The following is a 14,815-nucleotide window of genomic DNA, read 5'->3' on the forward strand; positions in this document are numbered from 1 at the left end:
CTTCTATCTTTTCCCTTCTAAAGATATTCGATTTCACAGGGCTTGCTACATATAATGCTCGCCATGATCACATTGAATTCCATCAGCCTTTTAAGGTCTGGCAAACTCCTGTTGGAGAATGCATCTACAACCATCCATTCTGGCCAGCATGTTGGCCTGGTCGGTGCCAATGGGTGTGGCAAATCAAGCCTGCTTGCTTTGTTGACTGGAGACTTACACCCGGATAAGGGTGAGCTTTCGTTCGATAAAGGGCGTGGGCTGGCACATATGGCTCAGGAGATTGATGCCCTTGACCGGAATGCCGTGGACTACGTATTGGATGGTGACATTGAACTCCGTCGAATACAGCAGAGCATTTTTGACGCGGAAGCGTCCGGTGCACATGAAAAACTGGCAGATTTACATGAGCAGTTACTGAGAGCTGATGGTTATACTGCCCGCTCACGGGCAGAACAGCTATTAAATGGGCTTGGCTTTCATCATGATGTGCTGAAAAAGAATGTTAGAGATTTCTCCGGAGGATGGCGAATGCGCTTGAATCTGGCAAAGACGCTTATGTGTCCATCGGACATCCTGCTGCTTGATGAACCAACCAACCATCTTGATTTGGATGCCATTGTCTGGCTTGAAAGTTTTCTAAAACGATACCCCGGAACTCTGTTAGTGATTTCACATGACCGGGATTTTCTGGATGCTATTACTGATCACATACTTCATATAGAACATCAGACGTTGTTTCAGTACCGTGGCAACTACTCGGCTTTTGAGCGTACACGGGCAGAAAGGCTTCAGCAACAGCAGGCAGCGTATGATAAGCAGCAAAAGCTGCGGGCACATATGGAGAAGTTTGTTGAGCGATTCAGGGCTAAGGCAACAAAAGCAAAGCAAGCTCAGAGTCGTCTGAAGGCGCTGGCAAGATTGGAGGATATTTCTGCTGCTCACGTAGATTCTCCATTCTCATTTGTTTTTCCACAAGCAAATAAAATGTCATCCCCTTTATTGGTTTTGGATAAAGCGGAGCTGGGTTATGGAGGTAAGCCATTATTAACATTGAACCTCAACATTCAGCCTGGTAGCCGTATAGGCTTGTTAGGAGCGAATGGAGCAGGTAAATCCACCCTGATTCGTGCCCTTGCGGGAGAGTTGCCGCTTATCTCAGGCCAGGTTCACCAGGGAGAACATTTGAGTATTGGCTACTTTGCTCAGCATCAGCTGGAAAGTCTGGACTTTAATGCCAGTCCTTTACTTCACCTGCAGCGGCTGTCCCCTGATGCCAGAGAGCAGGAACTGAGAAATTTCCTTGGAGGGTTTGGGTTTTATGGTGATAAGGCGCTTGAAACCATTCAAGGCTTTTCTGGCGGAGAAAAAGCAAGACTGGCGTTGGCTATCATTGGCTGGCAAAAACCCAACCTGCTGCTGTTAGATGAGCCTACAAACCATCTTGATCTGGATATGCGCCTTGCGTTAACCATGGCATTGCAGTCATTTGAGGGTGCTATGATCCTGGTTTCCCATGATCGGAATTTGATTCGCAGCACGACAGATGAACTTTACCTGGTTCATGATGGCCGAGTTGAAGAATATATCGGCGATCTTGATGATTACAGTCAATGGTTGGTTCAGTTGCGCAGTAAGGAGCGTAATGAGCAGCGTGAGGATAAAAATGAAGAAAAGGGCGAGGTGGTTAGCTCTGCCCAGCAGAAAAAAGAGATAAGACGTCTGGAGGCTGAAAGACGAAAAGCATTGCGCCCCCTTAAGCAAAAAGCAGAAAAACTCGAAAGTCAGCTTGAAGAGCTGCAATCTTCTCTGGCTGATGTGGATGAGCTTCTTTCTGCACCCTCAATCTATGAAGAAGTAGCGAAGGATCAGCTTAAAGAGTATCTGGCCAGACAGACGGAGCTTAGACGTCAGATTAATGAAGTTGAAGAAGAGTGGATGGAAGCTCTTGAGGACATCGAGAATGCTGAAATGAATTCACCATAATTATAGAGGCACTCCCTCAAAAAACTGAGTGAATGCCTCTCTGTGTGAAGCTGTGGCTTACGCGACAGCTTCCTGCTCTGTAGCTTCTTCTTCCTCGGTAACAATATCCAGTTTGCCTAAAAGCGCAGTTACGCGCTCACCCCAAGCAGTGAGTTCCTGCTTGAGCTGAATATTCTCTTCTTCGAGACGTGTATTAGCAGACCTGAGGTCTTCTACTTCCATTCTTGACAGCTCCAGTTTATCAATCAGGTTCTGGAGTCTTGATTCAAGCTGGCCTAGGGATTCAATAGACATAACGACATTTGCACCGAGAGGTCTGAGAAAAGTATTTAATAGTTTGCACTATTGCGGGGAGTTACGATAGCACGTTTTTATCTGAAGAGTTTACTGTCATTAAGAATACTTGAGTAAAGCCTGACTATACTAGTTTTAATTCAAGATAATCGTTGAATTTATCTGCATCGGTACGGTGTATTTAAAGCAGAGTAATCTGTTGCCTTGCGGGTTCTTCCCAGTGGTGCTGTTTCATTACAGAAAAACTCACCAAAGGAAGAAAAGTACCCAGAAGCAAATTGCTTCGGGAGTTCCAGATGAGCAAGACCTTTCAGCCCTGCGCCAGAATTATTTCAGCCTTGAATGTTGAGGATGAGGCGATTCGGGCTTTCTATACCTCCCTGATTAACAATCAAAGTGTTGATGAATACATTAATGAACGACACCTGCATTTCTGCTCACGACAGATTGAAGGCTTCTTTCTAAGTCATGTTCTGGCGTTGACTGAATTGGCTCTGGAGTTGCACGTTGTCAGATAATCCCCGCAGGATAAGCTGACAAGAAAAAACGAAGCAGATAAACTGCCTGCAATTTCCGGTTCTCTCTTTGCCTGTATGAGGGAGTTTCCCTTTAACGATTAATAACAAGCCTGAATGGTCATGAGTAAAGCAGTCCAGAGCTAAGGTAAGGTTCTGCTGAACTCCACCCTGTGAGGTTGGAGAAGATCTGCCTATACGGTAGTTTCATGGCTAAAAAAGCGAAACAGGAAGTTTATGCCTGAAGTGATTCCTGCCGACTCGGTCGGGCTGGTGGAACCCAAAGCTATCCGCTTCGATCAGTCTTTGCCTCTCAATTGTGGTGAGCAGCTGGACAGTTTTCAGCTCATGATAGAAACCTACGGTGAGCTGAATCCAGCGCGTTCAAATGCTGTGCTGATCTGTCATGCCCTCAGTGGTCACCATCATGCTGCAGGCTATCACAGTATGGAAGACCGCAAGCCCGGCTGGTGGGATAACTGTATAGGGCCGGGTAAGCCTATTGATACCAAGCGTTTCTTTGTCGTAGCCCTCAATAACCTGGGAGGTTGTCATGGCAGCACAGGCCCAACCAGTCATAACCCGAGAACTGGGAAAGCCTATGGACCTGATTTTCCGGTAGTGACAGTAGCGGACTGGGTTAGCAGTCAGGCAATGCTGGCAGACTATTTGGGTATTGAGCAGTGGGCAGCTGTTGTGGGGGGGAGTCTTGGTGGTATGCAGACGTTACAGTGGAGCATTGCTTACCCTGAAAGGCTCCGTCATGCCATCATCATTGCATCAGCGGCTCGTTTGTCGGCTCAGAATATTGCATTTAATGAAGTGGCCCGTCAGGCCATAATGTCCGATGACCAGTTTTTTGGTGGTCGCTATCTGGAAGAAAACAGTATTCCTCGAAAAGGATTGGGGCTGGCTCGAATGGTGGGGCATATCACGTATCTTTCAGATGATGCGATGGGCAGTAAATTTGGCCGTGAGCTGAAAAATGAGGGATTCAGCTACGATTACAATGTTGAGTTTCAGATAGAAAGCTATCTTCGCTATCAAGGGGAGAGCTTTTCAGGAAGCTTCGATGCCAATACCTACCTTCTGATGACCCGGGCATTGGATTATTTTGATCCAGCCAGTGAGTATGAAAACAGTTTGTCGAATGCGCTAAGCCGTTCAACTGCAAAATTTTTTCTGGCCTCATTCTCAACCGATTGGCGTTTTTCTCCAGAGCGATCGAGGGAGATTGTTGATGCTTTGATGGATGCGGGCAAAGACGTAACCTATCTCGAAGTGGATGCTCCCCAGGGACACGATGCTTTCTTAATCGATATTCCCCGTTATATGCGTGGTTTGGCAGCTTATATGAATCGAGTGGCACAGGAGTGTTTATGAGCCGGGGGGATTTTGAGATTATCAGGGATTGGGTTTCACCTGGCAGCAGGGTTCTTGACCTGGCATGCGGAGATGGCCAGTTACTGCATGAGTTGCATAAAGAGAAACAGGTGAGTGGTTATGGCCTTGAAATCAACTCTCAGAATATCGAAGCCTGCATTGAGAAAGGTGTGAATGTTATAGAGCAGAATCTGGATCGTGGGCTGGGTAATTTTAAGCGTGGCAGTTTTGATACGGTTATTATGACTCAGGCTCTTCAGGTGATGCATTTTCCACATCTGGTTCTGGAAGAGATGCTGAGAGTAGGGCGACAATGCATTGTCACTTTTCCAAATTTCGGGCATTGGCGTTGCCGACTTTATCTTTCTGCTTATGGCCGTATGCCCGTATCAAAGTTTATGCCTTATACCTGGTATGACACACCCAATATTCATTTTTGTACCTTCAGGGACTTTGAGTCGCTATGCCGGGAAAAAAATTATCGGGTGTTAAGCCGAATGGTTGTCGATCAATCGTATAAAAGCGGTCTGGCAGGAAGGGTGTGGCCAAATCTGATGGGTGAAGTTGCCATCTACCACTTAACCGCAGGTTAAGCAGTCAATGTAAATTAAAGGGGGGCGTTAATAATGACTTATGTAAGTAATAATAAATCGAGCAGCAGGCGGTTGCTGATGTCTTTTGCTCTGCTCTTTTTAGTGTGGGGAATGGCAAACCCAGTGATCGCGGATAGTATGATTCCTGAAGCCCGAGTCATGGATCAGGAGCCGGTTCAGCTGGGAAGTTACCAGATCTATTTCAGCGCTTTTAACAGCACATTCATCCCGCCCAGTGTCGCTGAACAATATAATCTTCGCCGGGGAGGCCGCTATGGTATTGTAAATATCGCCATTCGGGACGTTGCTGCGGGTGATATGGGTAAAGCGGTTACTGGCAGAATCAGTGGTCATACCATGAACCTGTTGACTCAAAAGACCAACCTTCAGTTTTCTGAAGTTACCGAAGGCAGTGCGATTTACTATCTGGCAGACTTTAAGTTTTCAGATGAAGAGCTGCTAAAATTTGCCATTGATGTTACGCCTCAGGGCAGTTCCCGGAGTGAGACGCTCCGTTTTGAGCAGACTTTTTACAAATAGTGTGCTGAAAGTGTTAATGAGAAGTGTTATGACCAAGGACAATCGTCAGGTAGTGCTTGCCAGTGGCAACAAAGGCAAACTGGCTGAATTTCAGCAGTTGCTGGAGCCCCTGAACATCAGGATGACCCCCCAAAGTGAGTTTGGCATTGGCACAAATTTCCCGGAAGCAGAAGAGACAGGCCTGACATTTATTGAAAATGCCATTCTTAAGGCTCGTTATGCCGCTGGGATATCCGGTTTTCCGGTTATTGCTGATGACTCGGGTCTTGAAGTTGATTATCTCAACGGTGAACCTGGCATATACTCTGCTCGTTATGCAGGGTCAGAGGCTTCTGCTGCAGATAATAACCAGAAGCTGCTGAATCGTTTGCAGGGGGTGAAATCCTCAGAAAGAACCGCTCGTTTCCATTGTGTGCTGGTTTATCTTCGCCATGAAAATGACCCAACACCTATCATTGCCCATGGCAAATGGGAAGGTTATATCATTGAAGAAACTCTGGGCGATCATGGCTTTGGCTACGATCCTCTGTTTCTGGTTCCTGCAGAGCATCGTACGGCGGCAGAGCTGCCATCGGAATTGAAAAACCGGTTAAGCCATCGTGCTCAGGCTTTGCAGCAGCTGGTCGGCTACCTCAAGGAGATGAAACACTGAGACCTTTTTGTTTTCAGTGCTGCCAACATGCTAAGACTTCCCCCTTTAAGTCTATATATTCATGTGCCGTGGTGCGTGAAGAAATGCCCTTATTGTGACTTCAATTCACACCGGGCAACCGGTGATATACCCGAAGAAGCTTACGTAAATGCTTTACTTCATGATTTCCAGAATGAAGTTGAAAGCACTCAGGGGCGTTCTATACACTCAATTTTTATTGGGGGGGGGACGCCAAGCCTTCTGACGGCAAATGCCTATCAGCGGCTGTTCAAAGGCCTTCAGGCGCAGGTGAAGTTCTCGGATGATATCGAGATCACCATGGAGGCCAATCCAGGCACTTATGAGCATGACCGTTTTCAGGCCTACCTGGATGTTGGGGTGAACCGGCTTTCGTTAGGGGTCCAAAGTTTCCAGGATGATAAGTTAGCCGCTCTGGGTCGTATCCATTGTGCCGATGAGGCCCGGCAGGCAGTTGCCTCAATTACCAGCAGTGGCTTCAACAATATTAATATTGATTTGATGCATGGTCTTCCGGGGCAATCTCCTGATGATGCCCTTTACGACCTGAAGCAGGCCATTGATCTTCAGCCAGCGCATATCTCCTGGTATCAGCTGACCATTGAGCCAAACACCGTATTTTATTCGAAAACACCGGTACTACCTCCTGATGATACGCTCTGGGATATTCAGGAAACAGGACAGGCTTTATTGGCTTCAGCTGGTTTTAAACAGTATGAAATTTCTGCTTACAGTCAGCCTGGTCGAGGCTCAAAACATAACCTGAACTACTGGCAGTTTGGCGACTATATCGGTATTGGCGCGGGAGCTCATGGCAAGTTAACGAATCTATCAACTGGCCAGATTTATCGAAACTGGAAAACCCGAATGCCTGCGGATTATCTGGCTGCTGATAACTACATTTCCCATGCCTTTGAGGCAGGACGACGAGTGCTGGAAGTAGATGAATTGCCCATCGAGTTTATGATGAATGTGCTGCGGCTTCATGAAGGAGTTGATGCTCGATTATATGCAGAGCGGACAGGGCAAGCTCTAGATGGGATTAGCAGGCAGTTGAAACTGGCCCAGCAGAAGAGCCTTCTGGAACCTATAGCTTCAGAGAGTAACAGGCTCAATCCTACCCCAACAGGCAGGCTTTTTCTGAATGATTTGCTGGAACTGTTTGCGTAAGTGGTTAGCTTGCTTTTGAGACTTGTTCAGGTCAGTCCGGTGGGCTTCTTCTCCAGAACTCCAGAAGAAGTAGAAACATCTATTTTTAATGTAACAATATTTTCGCGATCAGGTGTTATCTCTTTTACTGCTTCCATAAACTTTTGAACACACTGCTGTACCTGCCCTTTAAATTTAGGAATATCTCTATCGGTCAGGCTATTCAAATTTGCTATTTGGTATTCACGAACTAGCGTATCTAAGCTTCTTTGACTACTACGTAAGGCTTGGGTAGCACTCCATTTGGATTTTGTGTCCCAAGAAAGTTTGTTGTGAGCATCCGCTAAAGCCGTTCGGAGATATTGAAGACCAACGCTAACATCCAAGGTAGCATATTCAATATATCTCTCCATTAATTTTACTAGTATTAAGTCTATAGCTTCAGGAATATGCGGCGCTTTATAGCTTGATTGCAGAGTTATGCCTTGAGAGCTTGAGCGGGTTTCAGACAGACTTCTTTTGTCATTGTGCGTACTGTCAAAAGAAAGTTGAGCCAGAGTTGCTGTAGGAGGTGATCCGCTTAAAGGCGCGAGTTCTTTTTTAAGTTGCCAGCTTCTTGAGTCAAAATCTGAAAAAAATTCTTTACTGCGAGCTTCGCTTTCACTCTTCCACTTAGACATCATTTGCCCCATCTCATCAGGAAGACTTGTCGTCAGAGTAGGTTTAGAGCGAGCTGGTAGTGCGTTATCACTACCACTGGTTGTTGAAGAACTGCTTTTGAGTTGATGAAAGGAGCTACGCTTGGAATCGCCAAAAAGTGTGCCGCGTTTGTTTTCCACCCCGGTCAGAGGTCGGGAAGATGTTTTCGAGGTAAATGAAGAGTATCGGGATGATGTGGAAGTTCTCTCTAGAGGAATGTCAGTTGCTGCTTGTTGCGTAACAGGGGAGTGAGTGTAAGCAAAGCTGCGAGAAGAGCCTTGGCTTTGCTCTTGAATTACCTCTTCTTGTATATTTTTGAGCATTCCTTTTAGAAGTTCGGCTCGCTGTTTTGAAATCTCAAGAGGCTGTTTTCTTGCATTGTCTATCTCTGTTTTTATATAGGCAAGCCGTTGCTTTCTGCTGGCAACGAGCTCCTGTTTCGTGTGTCCTCTGGTATCAAGTATTTCTTTTGTTTGTTTCAACCATTCCCTTTGGTCTAAATCAGCCTGGGTCTGGACACCTTTAACTTGTGGTTCATGAGACATCGATGTGCTAGCAGTCTGCTTACTCTCTCTCGTTATCTTTGTGTTTCCTGTTGTAACAGGAGCAGGACTGACAGGTGGTCGTTGATGATCAGCATTGGAACAATCATAAACTAATGCTAATGACGCGGAAAGTTTGTTGAAAATATCATCTACCGGTGAGGAGTGAGCCACTTTATCGCTAGAGTGCCTAAGAGTTTGTTGGAGAACTTGTTGATTTGCTGCTCTCGAGTTTGAGTGTTCGCTTACAGTGTGATGACTCGAGCCTGTCTTATCACTTGGCTTTAAAGTAACGGTGGTGATGGTGCGTGTCTTGGTGGTTTTCTGTGGTGGTGTTGAAGGCTCAAAGAGCTGGCTGCTTGTTGGTAGAAGCTTATCAGCCATTACTCTCTGATAACCTGGAGGGTGCTCAGGACGAGGCTGTCTTGCCGCTGCTTGGGCTGTAAAGTTTTGGGCTGATTGATACTGGTTTGGATTTAGTGGTCTTGCCATGATAAATACCCATTAAAATCATTCAATGGGTATATAGATTTTGATTTCACAGGATAGTTTTATACCGAGTAGAAGTCCTTGTCCGGCATGAAATCTGGAACAGGCATAACCCTCTCTAGTAGAGGGTTAATGGAGCTATCAGCTTTCACCATTTAGCCGTTAAGTATAGATATCCATAACGTTGACTTAATGGGTGCGTTTAAATAACAAGTCCCAAACACCATGTCCCAACCGATGACCACGTTTTTCAAACTTGGTCAGTGGGCGGAAATCCGGTCTCGGAGAGTAACTGCTGTCAGCCGCCATGTTTTCGAAGCCTTCCGCGGCAGTCATTACTTCCAGCATCTGCTCTGCATAGTTTTCCCAATCTGTAGCCAGATGGATTACACCACCCATTTCCAGTTTTGGGCGCAGCAGCTCAATAAATGCCGGCTGGATCAGGCGCCGCTTGTTGTGACGTTTCTTATGCCATGGGTCTGGAAAGTAGATCTGTACCCGTGAAAGGCTGCCATCAGGCACGCACTGCTTCAGTACTTCAACGGCATCGTCACAATATGTTCTCAGGTTACTGATACCGGCCAGATGAGCTTCGTTCAGAAGGCTGCCCACCCCTGGCCGATGCACTTCAATACCGATAAAGTGCTTGTCGTTCTCATTAGTGGCCATGGTCACCAGAGAGTGTCCCATGCCATAACCAATTTCCATAACCCGTGGAGCTTCATCAGCAAAAGCCTTCAGAAAGCCTTCTGAACCCTGCTCCAGAGTCAGGCCCCAGTCTTGCCAGCACTCATCCCAACCTCGTTGTTGGCCTGTGGTCATACGGCCTGCACGGAGTACAAAGCTTTTGATTCGACGCTTGTGGGGAGCTTCCTGCTGGAGATTGTCATCAGTCTCGTCGGTAGGTTTCACAATATCGTTCATGGACTTCTGGGTTTGTAGAAAATAATCGGCGTAAGATACTGCTCAGGACGTAAAATGCAAATTTCAGGTGCTGGAATAATCCCTGGCAGCAAATATAGCCAACATTAACCAGCCAAGAATGAATGAGATTCCGCCCAGAGGTGTAATCATTCCCAGCCAGCGAATACCGCTTAGACTTAACAGATAAAGGCTACCTGAGAACAGAATAATCCCTCCGAGGAAGAAACCTGCGCTCCACTTCAGTTTTTTTGAGGCCGAGTAGTTCATCCTCAGCAAGGTGATAAACACCAATGCCAGGCTGTGATAAAACTGATAGTCTGCAGCGGTCTGGAATACTTCCATCGCTCTTTCAGATAAGGCTCCATCCAGGGCATGTGCACCAAAGGCACTCAGTGCCACTGCAGTCATACCACTGATGGCACCAATAAACAGAGTATTCATTGTTTATAAATTCTGGGCAAATTGGTGGCACTATCGGCTGCCAGTAACAGGCCTTCCTGGAAATAGCGGGAGCTGGTTTCAAACTCATCCAGATGCCCCAGAAGATGCCCCAGCTCATTGTATACATCGACACTTTTACGGAGCCTTAAGCTGGCTTCAAGGTACTCTTTTGCCTTACCCCAGAGCTCATTTCTCAGTGCCAGTCGACCCAGAGCCAGAAGTAGCTCTGGATCATTGGTGCGTTGGTTTAGCAATGATTCAGCAAACAGCAATTGTTTCTTCAAATCCCTGCCAGGGGTTTTGCCATAGAGGCGGATCAGTGGTTCACTGAAACAATGGTTAAGGTTCTCTCTTAGCAATAACTCTGCTTTTTCCTCTGCACCAAGACGTACCAGGCAATCGCAGTAGCGATAGAGAATAGCCGGGTCTCTTCTCTGGTTATGGCTGAGTCCGGACCAGATATCATCAGCAGGTTTCACTTTTTCCTCTGTAGAGAGACGATTACGTCCATAACTGTACGCTTGTTCGAAGAGTGCTTTAAACGCCTGCTGCTCAAGTTGATGATACTCATCGTCCTTCACCACTTTCTGTTTACGCAGCTTGGGAAGAAGCTTTTCAAGCGATTGCCAGTCATTCAGGCGAATATAGACTTGCTTCAGCATTTTCAGAATGTAGGCATGACGGGGATACTTTTTGTGAAGGTGCTTCAGAGTGGCCAGAGCCTGTTCCAGGTGGTTGCTGGCCAGCTGAAGTTGTGCCTGCGTAATACCAATTGCCATCTCTGCGCCAGGCGCTTTGCTGTCTGCCTGCCTCAACCAGTGGGCGCTGGCTTCATAGTTACCTGCCTCGTGGGCTGCTCTTGCTGCGGCGAGGTAGTTAATTAAGGGAGACTCTCCACTTTTCGCAGCCTGTCCAAGAAGCCGCTCTGCTTTGCGCCAGTGACCTTTGGTAAATTCTGCCAGGCCGCGGTCGAAAAGTTTTCGGGCTTTTGCTTTTCTGGCTCCGGAAGAAAGTGGGTAGATAAAGCTAAACGCTCCGAGCAGTATCCGGAAGGAAATAACGGTTAGCCAGATTAACCCGAGCGAAATCACAACGAGCAGCAATAAGCCCCAGAGGCTGCTTTCAAAGGTCATGCCATCGTATGCGATAAGGACGTAACCATGGTCATTGACCATGATATTAGCCAGTAAAAAACAGGCAGAAATAATGATGAGAAAAAGTGCAAAGCCCTTCATGAAATCTGTACCCCCTGCGATGCAGGCTGATCGGGCTCAGTCACTGTCTCATTATTTTTTCCATCTTCCCTGTCGGGTGTTGCCGGCTTACTCTTCTCTTCAGAATCTGATGAAGGTGCACTTTCCTGCTTTTTTTGTCCTGAAGCACTGGGTTCGAACTGGTGCTCTTTCAGAGCATCCAGTGAGCGATGGATGCTGGGCATTTTAGAGGTGATAGGAAGGCGTTGAAGGGCTGTAAGTTCTTCCGCCAGTTGATTGCTGACACTACCACCCAGCATAAAATAACGATTCAGCCAGGAGTATGCCTGTTCCAGACTGTTTTGATAAACCACCTGCTGTCCTGTAATCAGCGCCAGCTTACTCTGTTCGACTAACAGCAGCATTTTTTGCCGGATTAATTGGTCCTGCTCTGGTGTCAGTAATACCTCAATAGGCTGTTCTCTTTGAGTATTGATCCTGAAAAGCCCGGTGAATCGATGCCAGGTATCAAACAGCATATTTTTGATCGTTTGCTGCCAGTTTCCAGCCTGTTGTGTATCCGTTTTTTCACTGGATAAGGAAGGATGCCCAGACTGAAGAGCGGGTTGCAGGACACTTGCTGCATCCGCAATATGGCCATCATCAAGAATGACCAGTTCGGGGATCAGGTCAGCGACTGCCTGCAACCGTAGCCAGATGCTTTCCTGATTCAGTATCGTTGCGGATTTCAAGACTGCGATATCTTCAGCCAGCGCTTCTCTGACTGAGAAAAGAGTATAGTCATCCAGCTGTGCCAGAATTTGTTCGGCGCTGCCCATTAGCTCCAAGGCTCCCGTAACATCATTGACCGTTAATAGTCGTTGATTGGCAAGACGCAGAAGGTATTCAACTTCAGCAATACGCCATTGGTTGCGAGTAGAGCCTTCCAGTTCTCTGACTTTTGCTGAAAGTGAATCAATTCGGGAAAGGAGTCTGGCCTCACGTTCCTGCAGGTCATTCAACTGCTCTTTCATTGGCGAAGTATTCTGCGCCACTGTCGTCAGTCTGGCCTGCTGGCGTGCAATCTGTGTTTGCAGCTGATCCATCCCTTCACGAAGAATGGGCTGACTCTGCTCCAAAGGCATGGCACGCCATCCAATGTAACCACTAAGCCCCAGGGCACAGGCTGATATCAGCAGGGCGAATCCTGCCAGACCTTTACCAGTGCCTTTGTTTTCATTGCTTGTAGCGGTTTTCTTTTCTGGATTGGATTCGTTTCCAGGGGTTTTGCTGCTATCTTTCTGCACGTCTTCTGGCTTATTTTCCGGTAAACGGTCGGTATTCTGGTCTGTATCGCTCACGCTTGGGCCTTCCGATTGTTCGAGAGGATTGTCCGGGAGAGTGTCGCGATCGTTTTCTGCTCAGAGGACTCGCGACTACTTCTTCAGGCGGCTCCCGCTCACTTTTCAAAAGAGTCAGATTTGGGCTGGGCGGTCGTCTGGAAACGGCCTGCCCTACGCGGCAACCGCTACGGGCGCTATTCCCGGACAGCCTCCAATGCCTGCAACATCACTTCATTGCTGGCTCCACGGGTATTGGTTACCTTCTGGAAACCCAGGCTATGAGCCTGTCTGGCAACCCGTTCACTGGGAACAAGCAGCCTATAGTCGGCTCGATAGGGCATGGGTAAGTAGTACCCAAGATTTGTCAGGGTTTCTCCACTACCACAGAGGATGACATTGATTGAATTGCTTTCCAACTTTTTTACGACCGCATTGCGCTCATAAACTGGGCGGGAACGCTGATAAACCTCCAGAGTCTGGACTCTTGCCCCTAAGTTGTTCAGTTGTTCCTCCAGTAAGCCTCGACCACCGATACCTTTGATTATCAGCAACTTTTCACTTTCCACTTTACTAAAAGTATCCAGCTCCAGAAGTGCTTCACTATCAACTCCATTTTCTGAAAACTGCGACCTGACATCATAATGTCCAAGCTCTGAAGCGGTACTGCTGCCAATGGCAAACCACTGGCTGTGTATGGGTAACTGCGGCCAGTACTGTTCAATCAGTTCCATCCCCAGCTTTGCTGCAGGACGGCTGGTAACAATGATTCGGTCAAACTGATCCAGCGATAACAGACAGTCCCTCATGGCCTGGGTTTCGGGTATGGCATCAATATTGAGCATAGGCATTGACCAGGCTTGGCCATTTGCCTTTTTGATAGCATCGGTCAATGCCTGAGCCTGAGGTTCAGGGCGGGTTACCAGCACCAGGGTGTGCGACAGATTCATTGTTTTCCTTTATACCCAATGGATGTCAAGTTGCTACGCGGTGGCAAATGAGCGAAGCCCTGAGAGCACAGAAATACTATGTGACCGAGCTGGCCTGGCGCCACGGTGAACGAACGTAGCCAACAAAGTAGTAACTTGAAAGGCAGCGGGTATACCGTATGTCCGCAGAACCTGACATGGATCAGTGATGAGCCAGTTCAGCAAGAATTCGGTCAGCACCTTGCTCCAAAAGAGATTCAGCCACCTGAATACCAGCAGACTCATACTCATGGACAACGCACTGCACTTCGCTGCGATAGATGGTCTGACCATCGGGGCTGCCTACCAGCCCTCTCAGAAACAGCTGGTCATCCTTGAGTTCTGCAAACCCACCAATGGGTACCTGACAGCCTCCATTTAGGCGTTTGTTCATGGCGCGTTCGGCACCCACCTTGATTGCGGTCTCTTCGTCATGAAGGGGGGCAATGAGTTGCCTGGTTACTTCATCATCCACCCTCAGCTCAATACCAACGGCACCCTGGCCAGCGGCTGGCAGGCTAATTTTTGTATCAAGGTAAGCCTTGATCCGGTCAGCCATCTCCAGTCGAATCAGCCCTGCGGCTGCCAGTATAATAGCGTCATACTGACCATCATCCAGCTTGCCCAGACGTGTATTTACGTTACCCCGAAGAAAGTTGATAGTCAGGTCAGGGCGTGCTGCCAATACCTGGCACTGTCGACGAAGGCTCGAAGTACCAACAATTGCACCCTGTGGTAATTCATCAAGAGAGGTGTAGTGATTAGAGACGAAAGCATCACGGGGGTCTTCTCTGGAGCAGATCACACCAAGACCCAGCCCCTCTGGAAAATCCATAGGTACGTCTTTCATTGAGTGCACGGCGATGTCTGCCCTGTTTTCCAACAGTGCATTTTCCAGCTCTTTGACGAACAGTCCTTTACCACCAATTTTGGCAAGTGGCGCATCCAGAATACGATCGCCCTGACTGGTCATTTTAACCAGCTCAACCTGAATGTCCGGATGATGGAGCTCCAGCTGTTGTTTGACATATTCTGCCTGCCACAGGGCAAGGGCACTCTTTCGGGTAGCGATGCGAACGGTTTTCACAGAAT

At 47.6% G+C, this 14,815-nt stretch carries 15 protein-coding genes; 7 read left to right on the plus strand and 8 right to left on the minus strand.

The features are described 5' to 3' along the window. Positions 1-63 precede the first annotated feature (63 nt). Entirely contained in the window at positions 64-1,983 is a 1,920-nt protein-coding gene (locus GV64_RS03095; RefSeq protein ID WP_026258580.1) for an ATP-binding cassette domain-containing protein, read from the plus strand. Positions 1,984-2,040: 57 nt separating this feature from the next. On the opposite strand, the gene GV64_RS03100 is transcribed toward GV64_RS03095, so the two are convergent. Further along, a complete protein-coding gene (locus GV64_RS03100) occupies positions 2,041-2,277 on the minus strand; it encodes a cell division protein ZapB (protein WP_034843976.1) in 237 nt (78 codons plus the stop codon). A gap of 296 nt (positions 2,278-2,573) precedes the next feature. On the opposite strand from GV64_RS03100, the gene GV64_RS03105 reads away from it, so the two are divergent. The 6 genes from GV64_RS03105 to hemW all read left to right on the plus strand — a co-directional run bounded on the left by GV64_RS03105 (position 2,574) and on the right by hemW (position 7,148). Then, the gene (locus GV64_RS03105; RefSeq protein WP_020584623.1) at positions 2,574-2,795 is read left to right on the plus strand and encodes a hypothetical protein; all 222 of its coding nucleotides are present in this window, start codon (positions 2,574-2,576) and stop codon (positions 2,793-2,795) included. 234 nt (positions 2,796-3,029) lie between these two features. Beyond that, positions 3,030-4,175 (plus strand): homoserine O-succinyltransferase MetX, encoded by a 1,146-nt coding sequence (gene metX / locus GV64_RS03110; RefSeq protein WP_020584622.1) that lies wholly within the window; start codon positions 3,030-3,032, stop codon positions 4,173-4,175. After that, entirely contained in the window at positions 4,172-4,768 is a 597-nt protein-coding gene (gene metW / locus GV64_RS03115; RefSeq protein ID WP_020584621.1) for a methionine biosynthesis protein MetW, read from the plus strand. Before metX ends, metW begins: the two co-directional genes overlap by 4 nt. A gap of 78 nt (positions 4,769-4,846) precedes the next feature. After that, positions 4,847-5,308 (plus strand): DUF4426 domain-containing protein, encoded by a 462-nt coding sequence (locus GV64_RS03120; RefSeq protein WP_020584620.1) that lies wholly within the window; start codon positions 4,847-4,849, stop codon positions 5,306-5,308. 28 nt (positions 5,309-5,336) lie between these two features. Further along, complete coding sequence (gene rdgB / locus GV64_RS03125; RefSeq protein WP_026258578.1) at positions 5,337-5,960, plus strand: RdgB/HAM1 family non-canonical purine NTP pyrophosphatase; 624 nt, start codon at positions 5,337-5,339, stop codon at positions 5,958-5,960. Positions 5,961-5,987: 27 nt separating this feature from the next. Further along, entirely contained in the window at positions 5,988-7,148 is a 1,161-nt protein-coding gene (gene hemW, locus GV64_RS03130; RefSeq protein ID WP_051087856.1) for a radical SAM family heme chaperone HemW, read from the plus strand. A 26-nt stretch (positions 7,149-7,174) separates the two neighbouring features. Here hemW and GV64_RS03135 read toward each other — a convergent pair whose 3' ends face one another. The 7 genes from GV64_RS03135 to hemC form a co-directional block, all read right to left on the minus strand. Continuing rightward, on the minus strand, positions 7,175-8,860 hold the full coding sequence (locus GV64_RS03135; protein WP_020584617.1) for a hypothetical protein: 1,686 nt from the start codon (positions 8,858-8,860) through the stop codon (positions 7,175-7,177). Positions 8,861-9,046: 186 nt separating this feature from the next. Next, positions 9,047-9,781 (minus strand): tRNA (guanosine(46)-N7)-methyltransferase TrmB, encoded by a 735-nt coding sequence (gene trmB, locus GV64_RS03140; RefSeq protein WP_020584616.1) that lies wholly within the window; start codon positions 9,779-9,781, stop codon positions 9,047-9,049. 63 nt (positions 9,782-9,844) lie between these two features. Next, positions 9,845-10,222, minus strand: a complete 378-nt coding sequence (locus tag GV64_RS03145; protein WP_020584615.1) for a DUF423 domain-containing protein — start codon at positions 10,220-10,222, stop codon at positions 9,845-9,847. Next, the gene (locus tag GV64_RS03150) at positions 10,219-11,457 is read right to left on the minus strand and encodes a heme biosynthesis HemY N-terminal domain-containing protein (protein ID WP_020584614.1); all 1,239 of its coding nucleotides are present in this window, start codon (positions 11,455-11,457) and stop codon (positions 10,219-10,221) included. The genes GV64_RS03145 and GV64_RS03150 overlap by 4 nt, the downstream gene beginning before the upstream one ends. After that, positions 11,454-12,776 (minus strand): uroporphyrinogen-III C-methyltransferase, encoded by a 1,323-nt coding sequence (locus GV64_RS03155; protein WP_020584613.1) that lies wholly within the window; start codon positions 12,774-12,776, stop codon positions 11,454-11,456. The genes GV64_RS03150 and GV64_RS03155 overlap by 4 nt, the downstream gene beginning before the upstream one ends. 176 nt (positions 12,777-12,952) lie before the next feature. Continuing rightward, on the minus strand, positions 12,953-13,705 hold the full coding sequence (locus GV64_RS03160; protein ID WP_020584612.1) for a uroporphyrinogen-III synthase: 753 nt from the start codon (positions 13,703-13,705) through the stop codon (positions 12,953-12,955). 181 nt (positions 13,706-13,886) lie between these two features. After that, on the minus strand, positions 13,887-14,810 hold the full coding sequence (gene hemC, locus GV64_RS03165; RefSeq protein WP_020584611.1) for a hydroxymethylbilane synthase: 924 nt from the start codon (positions 14,808-14,810) through the stop codon (positions 13,887-13,889). Positions 14,811-14,815 lie beyond the last annotated feature (5 nt).

This window comes from Endozoicomonas elysicola (genome assembly GCF_000710775.1).
Lineage (GTDB): Bacteria > Pseudomonadota > Gammaproteobacteria > Pseudomonadales > Endozoicomonadaceae > Endozoicomonas > Endozoicomonas elysicola.

Excerpts from the sequence above, each read along its gene's own strand:
- rdgB (WP_026258578.1), top strand. The coding sequence starts at position 5,337 with ATGACCAAGGACAATCGTCAGGTAGTGCTTGCCAGTGGCAACAAAGGC.
- GV64_RS03105 (WP_020584623.1), top strand. The coding sequence starts at position 2,574 with ATGAGCAAGACCTTTCAGCCCTGCGCCAGAATTATTTCAGCCTTGAAT.
- GV64_RS03120 (WP_020584620.1), top strand. The coding sequence starts at position 4,847 with ATGTCTTTTGCTCTGCTCTTTTTAGTGTGGGGAATGGCAAACCCAGTG.
- trmB (WP_020584616.1), bottom strand. The coding sequence starts at position 9,781 with ATGAACGATATTGTGAAACCTACCGACGAGACTGATGACAATCTCCAG.
- GV64_RS03135 (WP_020584617.1), bottom strand. The coding sequence starts at position 8,860 with ATGGCAAGACCACTAAATCCAAACCAGTATCAATCAGCCCAAAACTTT.
- GV64_RS03095 (WP_026258580.1), top strand. The coding sequence starts at position 64 with ATGATCACATTGAATTCCATCAGCCTTTTAAGGTCTGGCAAACTCCTG.
- GV64_RS03100 (WP_034843976.1), bottom strand. The coding sequence starts at position 2,277 with ATGTCTATTGAATCCCTAGGCCAGCTTGAATCAAGACTCCAGAACCTG.
- hemW (WP_051087856.1), top strand. The coding sequence starts at position 5,988 with ATGCTAAGACTTCCCCCTTTAAGTCTATATATTCATGTGCCGTGGTGC.
- metX (WP_020584622.1), top strand. The coding sequence starts at position 3,030 with ATGCCTGAAGTGATTCCTGCCGACTCGGTCGGGCTGGTGGAACCCAAA.
- GV64_RS03150 (WP_020584614.1), bottom strand. The coding sequence starts at position 11,457 with ATGAAGGGCTTTGCACTTTTTCTCATCATTATTTCTGCCTGTTTTTTA.
- metW (WP_020584621.1), top strand. The coding sequence starts at position 4,172 with ATGAGCCGGGGGGATTTTGAGATTATCAGGGATTGGGTTTCACCTGGC.
- GV64_RS03145 (WP_020584615.1), bottom strand. The coding sequence starts at position 10,222 with ATGAATACTCTGTTTATTGGTGCCATCAGTGGTATGACTGCAGTGGCA.
- GV64_RS03160 (WP_020584612.1), bottom strand. The coding sequence starts at position 13,705 with ATGAATCTGTCGCACACCCTGGTGCTGGTAACCCGCCCTGAACCTCAG.